Raw genomic sequence first — 16676 nt, 5'->3', positions numbered from 1 at the left:
GAGACCGAAGTGAGGCCCACGCTGGCCGCCGCGCAGGTGCGTGGCAGTCTGACCCAGTACCTCACGACGACCTACGCCCTCACCGACGACCCCGCGCGTCGCGCTCTGGAGAGGTTCCTCGGGGACCCGGATACCGGCATCTTCCGCGGTCCCTTCATGCGGATCCGGACGCCGTTCCACCCCGCCGCAGACGGATGGCAGCAGTACCTGGAGTGGACGCCGCCGTTCCCTCCGTACCGGCATCAGGCCAAGGCGTGGGAACGGCTGAGCACCCTGCGCGGGGCCGCCCGGCCGACGCTGATCACCACCGGGACGGGGTCCGGCAAGACGGAGTCTTTCCTCGTGCCCGTGCTGGACCACTGCCGGCGTGCGAAGGCGCGCGGGCACCGCGGGGTCAAGGCGGTGCTGCTCTACCCGATGAACGCACTCGCCACCGACCAGGCGGGGCGTATCGGCGACTATCTGGCCCAGCCCGAGCTGGCACAGGTCACCGCGGGCCTGTACATCGGTGACCGCCCCGACACCGACTTCCGGCGCGTGCTGACGCGGCGCGAAGCGATGCGTCAGTCCCCGCCCGACGTTCTGGTCACGAACTACAAGATGCTCGACCTGCTGCTGCAGCGCGGCGAGGACCATGCGCTGTGGGAGGGCGCCGAGATCGCGTACGTCGTCCTCGACGAGTTCCACACCTATGACGGGGCGCAGGGCACGGACGTCGCGATGCTCCTGCGCCGGCTGGCCTCGGCGACCGGGCGCAGCGAACCCGGGCGGCCCCTCGGATCGATCTGCCCCGTGGCGACCTCGGCGACTCTCGGTGAAGGACCGACCGGCGGCGGCGAGATCCTGGAGGTGGCGGCTCAGGTCTTCGGCATGCCGTTCGCCGCGGAGTCCGTCGTGGGTGAGGAGCGGCTGACCGCGGGCCAGTTCACCGGCGAGGTGGACTACGAGCTGCCGGAGCCGCCCACGCCGAAGGAGGTCATCGAGGCGTCCGGGGGTCCGGGGGTGGAAGCCCAGCCGGACGCACTGGACCTCGACGGGCTCGCGGAGCGGCTGCTGGGGCGGCGCGGTCTTGACGCCTTTCAGATCGGCCGGCTCCTCAAGCGGCATGACTTCACCCACGGCGTGCTCTCCCTCCTCGACGGCGAGCCGCACGGGGAATGGGAGCTGCGAGACCGGATGGGCCGGTTCGGATACGCGTGGGGGCGTACCGCCCGGGAGAATCCGCGGCTGGTGCTGCAGGCCCTTGCGCGCTTCGTGGCACTCCTCTCAGCCGCCCGGGATCCGGAGTCGGATGAGAAGCGCCCCCGCCCACTGCTCCACATCGAGGCGCACCTGTGGGTGCGGCCGGTGACGCGGGTACTGCGCGGAGTGGGGCAGAGCCCCGAGTTCCGCTGGTACGAGGACGATCGCACGGCTGCCCGACGGGCGGCGCTCGCCGCGGCGCCCACCACGGACGAGAACGGGGAGCAGTCCTCGGCCGGTTGGCCTGCCGGCAGCGCGCGGCGTGCCCAGGCCGTACCCGGGACGGACACAGCCATAAGACCGGCCGCGGTGCACCTGCCTTCGGTCTACTGCCGCCACTGCGGGCGCTCCGGATGGGCCGCGCTCTCTCCCGAGGCCGATCCGCAGGCACTGGCCATGGCCCAGGACAAGGTGTGGCGGGCCGGAGTGGGCCGGGACAAGCGGCGGATCCGGTATTTCATCGCCGCGACCGAGGCGGAGAAGCAGGCCGCCCTCGACGCGCTCAGCGGCCGCAAGAGTGCCCCCGGCGCGATCGACCCGATGTCCGTCGTGGTGCTCGACGGCGCACAGGGCACCTACCGGATGCCGGTCGCCGGCGACGACGGGGAGTTGCAGGACGCCTGCTTCGCTCTCGCGATCCTCGACAAGAAGACGGCGGACAAGGCGGCCGTCGACGACCGCTGCCCGGCCTGCAGCACGGACAACGGAATCCGCTTCCTCGGTACGTCGCTGGCCGCCCTGGCGTCGGCCACGGTCACCCAGCTCTTCACGGGCGGCGAGATCGCCCTGGTGCCGGAGGAGCGCAAGACGCTCCTCTTCAACGACTCGACTCAGGACGCCGCCCACCGGGCCGGATATGTGGCGAACGCCTCGTACAAGTTCTCGCTCCGCTCACTCATCGCGCACAACCTCGAGGACTCGGGGGCGCCACTCCCGCTCAACGAACTCATCGGCAACATCCTCGACTCGGTCGACGACGGCTCGACGCTGGCCGCGGTGGTACCGCCGGATCTGCACGACGAGCCCGGCGTGGACCGCCTGCTGTCGGGACGCGGCACCGGGGACGCCCGCACCTGGAAGCTGATCGGAGAGCGGCTGGCGTTTGCCGCCGTGATGGAGTTCGGGCTGCGTTCGCGTCTCGGGCGCACGTTGGAGCTGACCCGGACGGCGGCAGCCGAGGTCGCCATCGAGGCCCCGGACCGGGTGACGGAGCTCGCCCGGGACGTGCACCTGGCGCTGCCGGGACAGCTGGTCGTGGCGGACTCGCTGCCGACACCCGAGCGGTATCTCGCCTATGTGCGCGGACTGCTGGAGCGGCTGCGGATGCGCGGCGGTGTACGGCACCGGTGGCTCGATCCCTGGATGAGGGACGGCGGAGTCACCCGGTTCAGGATCTGGGGCGGCCGGCCGGACGGCATGCCCGCCTTCCCGGACGGCGTGGCACCGCCCCGCTTCCTCCTCGACGGACAGAAGGACAGGTCGACTTTCGACACCGCGACGGGTCGTCTCGGCTGGTACCAGGACTGGACCCGGCGCTGCCTCGGCCTCGACGCCGCGGGGGCCACCGAATACCTGCGGCGGCTGCTGCCGGCGCTCGCCGACGAGCACGTCCTGGCCGTACGCACGGCCCAGGACCGTGCGACCAAGGTGTACGGACTGCAGCCCGGCCACATCGAGGTCCGGCTGCTCGACGACGCGGTGGTCAACAAGGCCTTCGTGGCGTGCGCGGACTGCGGCTGGCAGCAGGTGGTGCCGCCGGAGCGCAAGACCCGCTGGTACGGGCACCCCTGCCCGCGTTACCGCTGCGCCGGGACGCTGCGCCCGTCCGACGCCGAGGTGTCGGTCATCGATTCGTTCGGCAGTTCCGGGCTGCGTGACTACCGGGGCGACTACTACCGGCGGCTCTACCGCACCGGCAGCACCTTCCGGGTGGTCACGGCCGAGCACACCGGCATGCTCACCCGGCCGCAGCGCGAACGCGTCGAGCGGACGTTCCGCGACGGCACCCACTACACCGACCCGAACGTCCTGTCCTGCACCCCCACCCTTGAACTCGGCATCGACATCGGCGATCTGTCGGCCGTCCTGCTCGGCTCCCTGCCGAAGGGGCCGGCGAACTACGTCCAGCGCGCCGGACGAGCGGGCCGCAGGACGGGCAACGCGCTGGTGGTCGCCTTCGGCGGCCGTCGCGCCCGCGATCTGTACTACCTGGACGAGCCGCGCGAAATGATCGCCGGGGATATCGTGCCGCCGGGCTGCTACCTGTCCGCCGTCGAGATCCTCCGCCGCCAGTACACCGCGCACCTCCTCGACCTGGCGGCGCGCTCCGCGCTCACCACGGCGGACGGCGAGCGGCTGCAGCCCGTACCGCGCCTGGTTTCGGCGCTGTTCGGAACCTCGGGTTGGTGCCAGGACCTGTCCGATGCGGCACTCAGCCGCGGCGCGGCGCTCGTCGAGGACTTCCTTGCGCTCTTCCCGGCCGTCGGAGCCGACGGCTCCTCGGTCACCGAGCACGCGACGGCCGAACTGAGGGCCTATGCGACCGGCGGTATCGCCCGTGCCCTGCAGGAGGCGGAGGAGAGCTGGACGGGGCGGCGTGAGGAGCTGCGTCGTCGCATCGCCGCCATCGACGTCGCCATGGACGGCCTCGTACGCAGCGACCCCGAACAGGACAGGGAGTACCGGGAGCTGCTCGCGGAGCGCCGCTCCACGGGCGATCTACTGCGTGAGCTGAGCCAGACCAGCGCCCATGGCGCTCTCGTCGATCTGGGCCTGCTCCCCAACTACAGCCTCGCCGACACGACCACCCAGCTGGAAGCGACCCTGTACTGGACGGAGGAGCCCGGAGAATCGGCCGTCGAGGGCGCCAGGAAGACGTACCGCAGCGAGGTGCGCGACTACGAACGCTCCCGGAAGCTCGCCCTCGCCGAACTCGCCCCCGGCAACAGCTTCTACGTCAACGGCTACAGACATCTCGTACGCGCCCTCGACATCGGCAGCCCTGAGCGCCGCGCCTGGTCGGTGTGGCGCCTGTGCCCTGGCTGCGGCTACGTGCGGACAGAGAACGCGCAGGCAGACGCCTCGCCGTGCCCGCGCTGCGGTGGGCGGGAGATCGCGGACGCCGGCTGCGTACAGCACGTACTCGAACCGAGGCGGGTCATCGCCCGTGACAAGCGCGACGACGCGCGGGTACGGGACGACCGCGACGAGCGGGAGCGCAGGCGGTACGCCATGCTCACCACCGTCGACATCGACCCTGTGCACCTGGTCCCCGGCTCGTGGCGGCACGACACGGCGGTCTTCGGTGTGGACTTCACCCGGCGGGCCGTCATCCGCACCCTCAACCTCGGACTCGACCGGCAGGACGGCAGCAGCACCGTACCCATCGCCGGGGATGACGTACGGCTCAACCCCTTCCACGTGTGTACGAGCTGCGGCGGCGCCACCGCCGAGGGTCAGCCGGTGGCCGACCGTCCGCACGACGCACTGACCGAGTCGCTCGCCGCCAGCACCAGGGCCAGCGCCCACCACCTCCTGTGGTGCCCGCGCCGCAAGACCCGCGTCACGGGCGACGACAACCAGGGCGGGGGTCAGGACGTACCGCTGCTGCTGGCGCACGAGTTGACGACAGAGGCCGTACGCATCCTCCTTCCGGCGTCCGTCGCACGCGCCAAGGAGCGGCTCGCGTCCTTCACCGCCACCCTGTTCGTCGGCATCGCCGCGCGCTACGGCGGCGACCCCGACCACATCGACATCGCCGCGGCATCCATGCCGGACGGAGGCCACGCCGACTGGCCCCGCCGCTTCCTCGTCGTGTACGACAGGCTCCCCGGCGGCACCGGCTACCTGCACCGGCTCGCCTCGGCAGACGGCTTTCGCGAGGTGCTGCTCAAGGCACGCGAGGTCATCGAGGGCTGTCCCTGCATCGAGAAGGGCCTCGACGGCTGCCACCGCTGTCTGCTGCGCCGCGTACCGGCCGCCGACTACGACAAGGTCAGCCGCAACGAGGTCCGGCAGATGCTCGACGAGCTGCTCGGGAAGGGCGGGGAGGCCTGGAAGTGCTCGCCGCTCGTCTCGACGCACCAGATTCCGCTGGAACAGCAGGCCGAGAGCGATCTCGAGGTCATGTTCATCGACACTCTCAAGGAGTGGGTGCAGCAGCCGGACGCCAAGGCGAGCGCGGACGCCTACACGACCGCGGCCGGAACCTACTCACTGGACCTGCGCCTCACCGGGACCGACGGCAAGACTCTGAGCTGGCGGGTCTCGCAACAGCGCGTCCTGGACGGTACCCGCCCAGACGTCCTCTTCGAACGCCTCGATGCACCGGGGCCCCGTGTCGCCCTCTACCTCGACGGATACGAGTTCCACGCGAGCGAACGGCACAACCGCCTCACCGACGACGCACGCAAGCGCGCCCGGCTGCGCGCGAACGGGCTGCGGGTCTTCCAGCTGACCTATTTCGACGTCAAGGAGTGGCGCACCCGCGTACGCGACACCGGATTCGCCGCCTCCGGCCCGGCCCATCCCGTCTGGCGGCCCTACGGGGAGCGCGCCCAGGCACAGGCGCGCGGCTACTACTCGAAGGTCGGCGGGAGGCTGCCGGGTGAACTGGCCGAATCGGTGTGGATCAATCCGGCCGACATGTTGTTGGCCTATCTGCGCTCGCCCGACGCCGACCTGTGGGGGGCGCGTGCGGAGGCGGCGGCGGCCGGCCTGACGGGCGTGCAGGGGCACAAGGCCGCTCTGCCGCCCGAGGCGGTGGGCGCTCAGATCGACGCGGCGCTGCGGGGCGCCCGACCCGCCGGCGCAGGGGGACCGCTGCAGCTGCTCGCGGTGGCGGACGACTCCGGTTGCAGGCTCGTGGCGGTGGCGGACGGCCGGCGCAAGCCGCCGGCGTGGACGGCGCTGACCCTCCTCGACGACAGTGCGGCCGCCGTCGCGGACGAAGCGCGGCACAGGAAGCGCTGGCGGGCCTGGCTGTACTGGAACAACCTCCTGCAGTTCCTCGAGCGGGGCGGCGGTGACAGCGCCCAGCTGACCACTGGCATGCTGCCCGGGTTCGCCGTTGAGGAGCTGGCCGTCACCGGCGGCTCCGGATGGCTCGCCTCCAGGCGGGTGGAGCTCGTGCCCGACCGGGCGGAGGCCGCTGCCGAGGAGCCGACCGCCTACGCCGTCGCCGAGTCGGCGCAGCCGGTGCGGACGGAGCCGACTGAGCCCGTACCGGCCGGTGCGGCGGCCTCGGGGACAAGCGAGAACTGGGCCGCAGTCCGTGAGTACCTCGACCCCGACGACCCCGACCTGCAGCACTTGGCGGCCGGCCTGGCCGCACTGGGCGTGCCCGTGCCGGTCGACGGCTTCGAACTGGACGCCCACGGCTGGATGGCCGAACTCGCCTGGCCCACCGCGAAGATCGCGGTCGTACTGCCGCACCGGACCACTTGCGCCGAGCCCGACTTCGAGGCCGAGGACCGCGACACGGCCTTCGCCGCAGCAGGCTGGGACGTCAGACCCGCACGGTCCTGGACGATCCAGGAACTAGCGGATCGCCTCACGGCGCCCAGCACCCGACACAACCAGCAGAAGAACGGCCCGACCCACGGGGAGCACCACCGATGAACACGACGAGTGTGACGCTGCGTCTGCTCGACAAGGCGGACAAGGAAGTCCTCAAGCTCCCCCGCACGGTCAAGGGCGCCCTGTACGACTTCCAGCACAAGTTCAAGGCGAACCCGCGGGCCACGGGCCTGCAGCTGAAGCAGTTGAAGGGCGACAACCGGCTCTGGTGCGCCCGGATCAACGACGAGTACCGCGCCCTGCTCCTTCGTCTCGCCGACGATGACTGGCTGATCGTCTCCGTCAAGCACCGCAAGGAGGTCTACGAGAACCTCGACCGGCTCGCCTACGGCATCAACCAGATCACCGGCGGAATCGAGTACGTCGACCTGCAGGTCGTCGAAGAGAGCATGCTGCGGCGGTCCGCTCCCCCGCAGCCGACTCCCGCGCCGGCGCCGCCGGCCCAGCCCCAGCCGTTGTTCGCCCACTTCACGAACGACCAGCTCACCGACCTCGGCGTGGCCGCGCCCCTGGTACCCGTGGTCCGCACCCTCACCACCGAGGAACAGCTCCTCGGCCTCATCGAGTACGCGCCTCAACTGACCGGCGAAGTCCTGCTCTCGCTGTTCGACGGCAAGTCTCACGAGGAAGTTCTGGAACAGGTGACGGCTCCGGTCGCCGCACCGGACCCGGTGGACACCGAAGACTTCCAGGCGGCGGTGGAACGCCCGGCCACCGTGGTCACCACCACTGACGAGGCGTTGCGCGATGCGCTGGAGGGCGGAAACTTCGGCCGCTGGAAGGTCTTCCTGCACCCCACCCAGGCCAAGCTGGTGGCGCGTGACTATTCAGGACCGGCACGGGTGGGCGGCGGCCCCGGTACCGGCAAGACCATCGTCGCCCTGCACCGCGTCAAGCACCTGGTCCAGCAGCTCCCGCCAGGACGCAACAAGCCGGTCCTGCTGACCACTTACAACAAGAACCTGGCCGCCGACCTGCGGGCGCGGCTCGTCGAACTCGGTGGCGAGGAGCTGCTCGCCCGGGTGGACATCAGCCACGTCGATCAGCTGGCCCTGCGCGTGGTACGGGAGGCCGAGCCCGGAAGCAGCAAGCAGACGATCGATGACAACCAGGCGCTGCGCGAGTGGCGGTCCATGCTCGACGAACGCGGCGGGACGGGCTGGGACGCGGAGTTCCTGCATGACGAATGGACCCAGGTGATCCTCGGCCAGGCCGTGGCGTCCCGTACCGACTACTTCCGAGCCCGCCGGGCCGGACGCGGCCGCAACGTCACCCGGCCTGAGCGGGCAGAGATCTGGCAGCTGTCCGAGGCGTTCACCCAGCGGCTAGACCGCCTCGGCCGGCAGACCTGGGCACAGGTGGCCGAGCGAGCCGCCCGGCTCGAGCTGGAACGGGAACGACGGATCCAGCAGATCGAGCGGCAGCGCGAGGAGGCCGGGGGGCTCGACAACATCCACCTGATGGGCGGCTCGGCGGGCTGGCTGCGCCATCGGTACCGGCACATCGTCGTGGACGAGGCACAGGACCTGCGCCCCGGCCACTGGAAGATGCTGCGCGCCATGACCCCTCAAGACCGCAACGACATCTTCCTCGTCGGCGACACCCATCAGCGCATCTACAACAACCAGGTGACGCTCGGCAGCCTCGGCATCAACATCCGCGGCCGTTCGGCCAAGTTGACGCTCAGCTACCGTACGACGCGGCAGATTCTCGGCTCCGCACTGGAGGTGCTCAGCGGAGAGTCGTTCGACGACCTCGACGGCAGCGACGAGAATCTCGCAGGCTACCGGTCGGTGCTCAGCGGGGCTCGGCCGGAACTCCACCCCAGCGCCGACTGGGAGTCCGAGCGCGCGGCCATCGCCGAGCTGATCGCCGCATGGGAGGACATCCCGCTCGAGCAGATCGCGATCTGCGTGCCGACGAACACGATGGCCCAGGAGGTCGCCTACTCACTGGCGCAGTCGGGCATCAGCGCCGTGGAGATCGGACCGGACGGCCCGCGGGGCGATGAGGGTGTGCACATCGGCACGATGTTCCGCTTCAAGGGCCTCGAATACCAGCGCATGATCATCGCTGGAGTCACCGAAGGCCTGGTACCCCGCGACGCTGTACTCCGGCTCAAACGCACAGACGCCCTGCGCTACCGGCGCGAAATCCAGCGAGCCCGCTCTCTGCTGTTCGTGGCGGCCACCCGGTCGCGTGACTCCTTGGCCATCTTCTGGCACGGAACCCCTAGCCGCTTCCTGCAGCCGCTGCTGGGCGGGGGGTGACGTCCCCCGGAAGTGCGGGCCTTCTGGCCACTGCACTCACGAGACCGAGCGTACCCATCGGTAACCTCGACGTGGTCACTCCACGGAATAGCACACCCGCTCGACCTTGAACAGAGGCCCCCACGGCTGGGCATCCTCGACCCGCGCTCGGATTACCCCGGCTGGCAGCATCTATTGCTGGCTCACTGGCGAGGCGGATCCCAATCAGTGGCCGGTTGCAGTGTGGAAGCGCGGCGATCTCCGATGGGAATTCCATGAACCGGATCTCGCAAAGTTCCTCGTGCGGCTACTCCAGAATGACTTCGCGCATCGGGTAGGTGCGAACGGAACGCATCGATTTGTCCATGTGCGGGTAGCCCAGCGGTTGATGGCGGCAGGATTCACCCCGGACACCGGCGAGCCCGATCCATTCGCTGGAATGTTCGGTCCATCGCCGGAGTCGCAGTCTGGTGAGTACTCAGGTTGAATCCGCGATGTCCGGTGGGTCGTGACGGGGCTTGATCCCTGCGGTACGACCGCTGCATGCGGTATGCGCAAGGAGGCGGGCTGACGCTGGCCGAGCAGGGCCGGCGGGAAGCGGTGCGTTTGGAGGCGGCCAAGCGGTTCGAGGCCGGCGCGGGTACCTCGCAGATCGCGGTGGACCTACGGGTGACGGACCGGTCGGTGCGCCGGTGGCGGGCTGCCTGGCGGCAGGGCGGGACGGCCGCGTTGGCCCCGGCAGGACCGCCGTCGGTGGAGAAGCTGTTGCCGCAGCAATGGCAGCGGCTGGAGGCCGAGCTTCGGCGCGGGCCGCTGGCGCACGGCTTCGATGATGAGCATCAGGGCTGGACCCTCAAGCGGGTCAAGCTGCTGATCGGCCGGCTGTTCCACGTCGGCTACACCCTGCAGGGGGTATGGCGGCTGCTCAAGCGGCACGGCTGGAGCTGCCAGGTGCCCGTCCGGCGGGCGCTGGAGCGCGACGAGGCGGCGATCGAGGTGTGGAAGGCCGAGGTGTGGCCCCGGGTAAAAGTACCGCGCACGACCTGGGCGCCCACGTCTGCTTCGCGGACGAGTGCGGCCAGTCGCTGATCCCGCCGCGGGGGCGGACCTGGGCTCCGCGCGGGGCCAGACCCGTCGTGCGGGTGGCCGGCCGACGCGGAGGCCGGGTCAACATCGCGGGCGCGGTGTGTTTCAAACCCGGGCAGCGTCCGCGGCTGTTCTTCAAGCTGCACGGCTACCACCGGCGCAAGGGCGAGGTGAAGACGTTCGCCTGGAGCGACTACCGGGACTTCATCCGGACGGTGCACCTGCAGCTCGGCACCCCCGTGGTGTGGGTCTGGGACAACCTCTCCGTGCACCTGCAGCAGGAGCTCTTCGACTTCGAGGCGGAACACCGGGACTGGCTGGCCATCTTCCACCTGCCGCCGTACGCGCCGGAGATCAACCCGCTGGAGGGCATCTGGAGCCTGCTCAAGCGGGCACTATCCGCCTTCGCCGCGGCCGATCTGGTGCACCTGACCCAGGTCATCAAGCGGAAGCTGAAGAAGATCCAGTACCAGCCTCATCTGGTCACCGGCTGTCTGCCACCCACCGGCCTGGACCTCACGGGCCTGATCGACCCACCGGACACCACGGATTCAACCTGAGTAATCCGCCGCGGCCGGGGACGGCCTCGCGCGCTGCCCAAGCTGACGCCTTTACGGAGCGAGCGGAACCCGCCAAGGGCGCGGGCCTATCCAGATGCCGACCTACTGTGGCAAAGTAATTTCACCGCGCATGACTGGAATGTGCGTTTCGCGAGTGTCTGACCTCGGACACGTATTTTCCCCAGGCTGTCTGGTTTCCGGGCAGTCTGGAGCGGCACCCGTTTCTGACCTGTGGTCGGGGCGGGTGTTTCTGCTTTCCACCCTCGGTAGGTGCGCAGGTGGTGGGCGGGTCAGTTGAGGCGAATCCTTTCTCGGGTCCGGGTTTCGGAGGTGAGGGTCTGGTCGGCAGGGTCGTAGATCAGGTTGATGTCCAGCGCGCGGAGGCGATCGGCGGGCGCGAGCGCGTCGCTGCCCGGAGGTGTCGGGGCACCTGCAGGCGCAGTAGCAGGGCCGGCAGGTGGGGCAGTGCGTGGTCCTCGCGCAGGTAGGCGTTGCGGGGGCCGTCGGTGGGGCGTGGGGTGGCGCTGGAGTGGCCGTGGCGGCAGCGGTAGGCGGGGCGCTGAAAGACCCAGCAGGATTCCATCCGGCGTCCGCAGATCGCGCACGTCAGCGGGGGTTGGCCAGGATGGCGCTGACCGCGGTGAGCGTCCAGGCGGTGCCGGAGCGGTGCGGGTTGCGGTCGGGGTCGGCGGCGGACGGGCAGGGGACGTGCGCGTCGTTCAGGGCGCGGGTGAGGCGGGCGTTCTTCTTCACCGGCACCAGGCGGCCTGCGTGACCCGCAGCAGCCGGGCGGCCTTGAACCACTCCACGAGAAGGTTCAGGCGGGGCAGCTCTTCGCTGGACTTGGTCCTGAACATCCGGTCGCCGATGCGTTCGTCCATCTTGTCGCCGGTGTCCAGGTGGGCGATCAGGATTCGGGCGTCCGTCAGGGCGATCCGGCCGGTCTGGGTCGGCTTGCGGCCCGGGCCGATCCACCGGAAAAGGGCCGGGATCGGCTGCAGGGGAGCGATGTCGGAGTGGGGGCGGGTGGTCGCCATGATGTTGCCCTACTGGCCGTGTCAGTCGAGGATCATCGTGAGAGTGCGCGTGCGCCGCTGGTCGGCGCGCAGCGCCGGGCGGCAGTCGGCGACGGACTGCCGTACGCCCAGCGCCGTCTCATCGAATCCGATGTCTTGCAGGCGACCTCGGTGATCCGGCGGTGGCGTGGCTCCATGGCGGCGCGCGGTCAGGCGGCTTGGGCCAGGCGGCGAATCTGGGCCAGCTCCGGGGAAGCGGCCCTCCCATGCCTCGCGCACCGGGGCGGGCAGCCACAGTTACCCCCACAGCCGGCGCAGGGTCGCGGCGTCCAGATACGCATGCAGGTCCTTGGGGGCTATCGCCTCCACGATGACGGTGCGATACAGATCCACGACGCGGCCCGGCGCGTCGAGGTCGTACTCGGCGTGTCCCGATCAGTCCAGGTGCCGCGGCATGCGCAGCGCGCCGGAAACCGGGCCGGCCAGCGCGGCCAGGCTGTCGGGGGTGGCGTACGGCCGGGCATAACGCCGGCCCGCGGGGGCAGCTGCCATACCTCCCATCGTGGATCATCCGACTGGGCCCTAGGGATCCCTCCCGCGGGACGGGCGGTGGGCATCCGGGTGTCGAATCGGGTTTTCCGCCCGGACACGGCTCGCCGGCGCCTGAGCCTCGGCCTCGACGTCGCGACCGTGTGGCGAGCTCCCTCGGAACCCATATCCGGCCCGCTGGCGCGAGAGTTACTTTGGCGTGGTTTGACTGTCAAGTGATGCCACGTCAGCCGAGGGCCTGTTGTGCCCTGGAACCGCTGCCGCTGACGCCGAGCGACGTCTAGCATCCGACTATGCGAACTCCCCGGGCACTAGCGGCCGTCATGGCCGTACTCGCGCTCCCGCTCGCCGGCTGCTCCAGTGGCGGCAGCGGCAGCAAGGAGGCCACCAACCTTCCGGCAGCCGCGCAGTTGCTGAGTAGCGGTGCGACGGCGATGACCGCGGTGCAGTCGATGCGGTTCTCGATCAACACGAGCGGTCAGATCACGGGTCTGGCCGTACGCAAGGCCACCGGCCAGCTGACCCGTGCCGGGAACGCGCAGGGCACGGCGTCCGTGTCGCAGAGCGGCGCCCTCGTGGAGATCGACTTCGTCATCGTGGGCTCCACGGCCTACGTCAAGGGCGCGACCGGCGGCTACAGCAAGGTCCCGCTGCAGGTCGCCACCGCGGTCTACAACCCCGAGGCGATCCTGGACCCGGACAAGGGCGTCGTGAAACTGCTGCAGACCGCGACGGGTGCCCGGACGGTGGACCGGGAGACTCTGGACGGGCAGTCGGTCTACCACATCAAGGCGCTGCTGGCGCAGCCGGTGCTGGCGACACTGGTGCCCGGAGCCTCGGAGAACGAGCAGGGCGATCTGTGGCTGACGGTGTCGTCGTCGCAGCTCGTGCGGGTCGCGTTCCCGGTGCGGACGGCAGCGGGAGGCAGCGGATCGGTGACGGCGTCGTTCTCCGATTTCGACGCACCGGTCACGATCACCGCCCCGCCCCCGTGAGCGCCGTCGACGCCAGGAGGGCGCTCACCGGGCGGCACGCTGTCCTCGGTGTCACCGGTGTGGTCGCGCTGCTCGGGTCGCTGGACGCGTACGTCATCGTCACCCTGCTCAACTCGATCACCAATGACCTGGGCATCCCGCTCAACCATCTGGAGCGGGCCACGGGGATCGTCACCGCGTACCTGCTGGGCTATGTCGCTGCCATGCCGCTGCTGGGGCACACCGCGGACCGGTTCGGGCCGCGGCGGGTGCTCCAGTGGTGCCTCGTCGTCTTCGCGGCCGCCTCGGCGCTCACCGCGAGTGCGCACAGCCTGCCGTTGCTGGTCGCGGGGAGGCTGGCGCAGGGCGTGGCGGCAGGTGCGCTGCTTCCCGTTTCGCTCGCGCTGGCCGGGCGTCTGTTCGAGGGCCGGGCAAGGCCCGTGGCGCTCGGTTCGGTGGGCGCCGCGCAGGAACTCGGGAGCGTGCTCGGCCCGCTGTACGGGGCCGGCGTAGCGGCGCTTGCGGGCTGGCGCGGGGTGTTCTGGGTCAACGTCCCGATCGTGCTGGTCGCGGCGGTCGTCATCGAGTTCACGGTGCCCGCCGCGGCGACTGCTGAGCAGGACGCGCCGGCCGGGAGCGCCGCTGCCGCAGGGGCCGCCCGCGTACGCGCGGACCTGGTCGGCGGCGGTCTGCTGGCGGTGGCGCTGGCGCTGCTGGTGGCGGCCCTGGACAACCAGGACCCGCAGAAGTCGGTGCTGCCGCGCTGGGGGTTGCCCCTGCTGCTCGGCAGCGCGGTGGCGCTGGCGGCCTTCGTGCTGTGGGAGCGCCGCAGTCAGACGCGCCTGATCGACACCCGGCGGATGCGGCGGCGTCCCTTCGCCGCGGCGATGGCGACGAGCTTCTGCGCCGGCGTGGCGCTGCTGGTCACGCTGGTGGACGGGCAGTTGGTGGCGCAGTCGCTGCTGGGCAAGAGCTCGGTGGGCGGCGCGCTGCTGCTGATGTGGTTCCTGGCAGCGCTGCCGGTGGGTGCCGTCATCGGAGGTCTGGCAGGGCGTCGGCTGGGGCATGCCGCCGTGGCCGCCGTCGGCATGGCGGTGGCAGCCGGGGGCTACTTCCTGATCGCGGCCTGGCCCTTGCGGGCGCTGGACGCGCATGTCGGCCCGCTTCCGCTGGCGCAGACCGACCTCGTGATCGCGGGCCTGGGCCTGGGCCTGGCGATCGCGCCGGTGGCGGGGGCGGTACTGGACTCGACGGAGCCCAGCCAGCACACGGTGGCCTCGGCCGCGGTGGTGCTCTCCCGGACCATCGGCATGCTGGTCGGCGTGGCGGCGCTGTCGGCATGGGGGCTGCACCGCTTTCACACGCTGACGGCTGACCTCGACATGCCGGTCCCGGGCACGGCCGACTTCGACAAGGCGTGGCCGGCCTACCAGCATGCGCTGGACGTGGCGCTGCACACGGAGTACAGCGACATCTTCCGGGTCACGGCCGTGGTCTGCGCGCTCGGCGCCGCGTGCGCACTCGGACTCGGCGGCCGGACTTTCGACGAGTCGGCGCAGTGAACCGCCTGCCGACGCCTCCGTCACCAAGTCCGACAGTCGATTCAGGGCAGTCTGAGACCGCGGCGCGGCGTCGGCTACCGGAGTTTCAGCCGGCCAGGCAGCAGGGGCATGTGCGTAAGGAGCGTGTCTGACCTCGAGCACTTTCCATACGCACATGAAGAGGGCTGTGACATCACCGTCACGGCCCTTGTTCGTAAGTCAAAGACCAGGCCGAGGCCGAACGCGTCCTTGTCGGTCGGAAACCCGCCCGGCACGTCTCCGTCAGGGCGCCGTAGAGCGTCGCACGGCCGTCAACACCCCCGGGTAAGCGCATCCATCGGGATCCCCTTTGCGTAGCGGTCATGACAACTCGCCGGAACGGTGGTGCGCCGGTGGTGGTGGGAAGAAACTGCGGGCCGCAATCCCTACGCTGAAAGGGGAAACGTGACCATCTCACTCGCGCTCCGCGGAGACCGGGCCGTCCGCCCGGTGCCCGTCACCGCAGTGGTCATCGACGACCAGCCGGCCGTCATCGCAGGGGTCAGGGCCTGGTGCATCCGGGCCGGGATCAGTGTCGTCGCGTCCGGAGCGGAGCCGCGGGTCGCCTTCGCCGGGGCCGGCCGCGAGGCGCAGGTCGTCGTCTGCGATCTGCAGCGCGGCCTCGCCGGGCCCGCCTTCGCCGAACTGCGGCGCCTCGTCGACGACGGGCGGCGGGTGATCGTCTACACCACCCTCGACGCGCGGGAGTGCGCGCACACCTGTCTGGACATCGGCGCGTTCGCCTACGTCCCCAAGGCGGAGGGCCGGGCCCGGCTCGTGGCCGCCATCCAGGCGGCGGCCGCGGACCTGCCCTACACCCCGCCGACGTTCGCCCGTCCGCGGCTGTCCGTGCGCGAGACCGACGTCCTCATCGAGTGGTTCCTGTGCGGGTCGAAGCAGATGGTCGCCGACCGGCTCGGGCTGTCGGTCCGCACGGTCAACGGCTACATCGAGCGCATCCGGATCAAGTACGCGAACGTCGGCCGGCAGGCGCCGACCAAGGCCGCCCTGATCATCCGTGCCCTTCAGGACGACCTGGTCCGCATCGACGACTTATGACAGCGCCCGCAGGATCCCGTCCCACAGGGCGACCCGGGCCGCCAGCGCGCTCTGTACGGTCACCGCGCACGCGTCCCACTTCGCCTGGTCGTCACCGCACAGGTCGATGAGCATCTGCATGGCCATCGGTGTGTGCTGCTCGCCGTCGACCTCGATGTGGCGGGCCAGATAGTCCTTGAAGGTGCCAAGCAGCCCGTCCGGGTCGGGGATCCCGACGACCTGCTGGAACATCTCCGGGATCAGGTCCTCGCGGCCGAAGGCGAACGCGGCCGCCTGGCAGTGGATCGGGGCCGTCTCGATGATCTGCCAGGTGGTCGCGGCGAACGAGGCCGCAGGCCCGGGGACGTCGGCGAGTTCGGCGGCGGCCGCCACCGGCTCACCCGCGCGCAGGTGCTTCAGGAACGCCTCCACGACGGACGTGTCGGCGCCGGAGGCGGTCATGCCGTCGAGGTAGAGCTCGAAGTGGCTGATGTAGCCGTCGCCGAGTTCGTCGCTCTCCTCGACCAGGACGATCTCGTTGATCAGGCGCCGGCTCGCGGTGGGGCCGCTGGGGACCCAGGGCAGTTCGACGCGGGTGAGCGCGCGCTGGAGTGAGGTGAGCAGGGACATGAAGTCCCAGACGGCGAAGACGTGGTTCTCCTGGAAGGTCCGCACCCGCGGCAGGTCGTCCAGCGCGCGGTAGACCGGATGCGTGACGACCTGGCGCCGGACCGGCTCGATGGCGTGCTGCAGGCTGACGAGGCCGGGGTGGGTGCGGTTCCAGTTGTAGCGGCTGGTACTCATC

Annotated in this window: 10 protein-coding genes; 7 read left to right on the top strand and 3 right to left on the bottom strand. The window is 70.5% G+C overall.

Annotation, left to right across the window (positions count from 1 at the left end; translation table 11 throughout):
- Nucleotides 1-9 precede the first annotated feature (9 nt).
- From AB0M28_RS24385 to AB0M28_RS24370, 4 genes are all read left to right on the top strand, one after another.
- Complete coding sequence (locus AB0M28_RS24385; protein WP_365408684.1) at nt 10-6861, top strand: DEAD/DEAH box helicase; 6852 nt, start codon at nt 10-12, stop codon at nt 6859-6861.
- The gene (locus AB0M28_RS24380; protein WP_365408681.1) at nt 6858-9089 is read left to right on the top strand and encodes a UvrD-helicase domain-containing protein; all 2232 of its coding nucleotides are present in this window, start codon (nt 6858-6860) and stop codon (nt 9087-9089) included. Before AB0M28_RS24385 ends, AB0M28_RS24380 begins: the two co-directional genes overlap by 4 nt.
- A gap of 522 nt (nt 9090-9611) precedes the next feature.
- On the top strand, nt 9612-10157 hold the full coding sequence (locus tag AB0M28_RS24375) for a winged helix-turn-helix domain-containing protein (RefSeq protein WP_365408678.1): 546 nt from the start codon (nt 9612-9614) through the stop codon (nt 10155-10157).
- Nucleotides 10112-10714: a transposase gene (locus AB0M28_RS24370; RefSeq protein ID WP_365408713.1), complete on the top strand. Its 603-nt coding sequence runs from the start codon at nt 10112-10114 to the stop codon at nt 10712-10714. Before AB0M28_RS24375 ends, AB0M28_RS24370 begins: the two co-directional genes overlap by 46 nt.
- 606 nt (nt 10715-11320) lie before the next feature.
- Here the strand turns inward: AB0M28_RS24370 and AB0M28_RS24365 are convergent.
- Nucleotides 11321-11467 carry a hypothetical protein gene (locus tag AB0M28_RS24365; RefSeq protein WP_365408675.1) on the bottom strand — a complete coding sequence of 49 codons (147 nt, stop codon included), beginning with the start codon at nt 11465-11467 and terminating at the stop codon, nt 11321-11323.
- Entirely contained in the window at nt 11464-11751 is a 288-nt protein-coding gene (locus tag AB0M28_RS24360) for a hypothetical protein (protein WP_365408672.1), read from the bottom strand. The genes AB0M28_RS24365 and AB0M28_RS24360 overlap by 4 nt, the downstream gene beginning before the upstream one ends.
- A gap of 821 nt (nt 11752-12572) precedes the next feature.
- Between AB0M28_RS24360 and AB0M28_RS24355 the strand changes: the two genes are divergently transcribed.
- The 3 genes from AB0M28_RS24355 to AB0M28_RS24345 all read left to right on the top strand — a co-directional run bounded on the left by AB0M28_RS24355 (nt 12573) and on the right by AB0M28_RS24345 (nt 15892).
- On the top strand, nt 12573-13274 hold the full coding sequence (locus tag AB0M28_RS24355; protein ID WP_365408669.1) for an LppX_LprAFG lipoprotein: 702 nt from the start codon (nt 12573-12575) through the stop codon (nt 13272-13274).
- Nucleotides 13271-14815, top strand: coding sequence for an MFS transporter (locus AB0M28_RS24350; RefSeq protein WP_365408667.1), 1545 nt, complete (start codon nt 13271-13273; stop codon nt 14813-14815). Before AB0M28_RS24355 ends, AB0M28_RS24350 begins: the two co-directional genes overlap by 4 nt.
- A gap of 423 nt (nt 14816-15238) precedes the next feature.
- The gene (locus tag AB0M28_RS24345; protein WP_365408665.1) at nt 15239-15892 is read left to right on the top strand and encodes a response regulator; all 654 of its coding nucleotides are present in this window, start codon (nt 15239-15241) and stop codon (nt 15890-15892) included.
- Here the strand turns inward: AB0M28_RS24345 and AB0M28_RS24340 are convergent.
- Complete coding sequence (locus tag AB0M28_RS24340; protein WP_365408662.1) at nt 15887-16675, bottom strand: DUF3050 domain-containing protein; 789 nt, start codon at nt 16673-16675, stop codon at nt 15887-15889. The genes AB0M28_RS24345 and AB0M28_RS24340 overlap by 6 nt on opposite strands.
- Nucleotide 16676 lies beyond the last annotated feature (1 nt).

The sequence above is a fragment of the Streptomyces sp. NPDC051940 genome, assembly GCF_040680895.1.
Taxonomy (GTDB): Bacteria; Actinomycetota; Actinomycetes; order Streptomycetales; family Streptomycetaceae; genus Streptomyces.
Note: the sequence above shows the minus strand (reverse complement) of the source record. Positions and strands in the feature narration are given on the sequence as shown.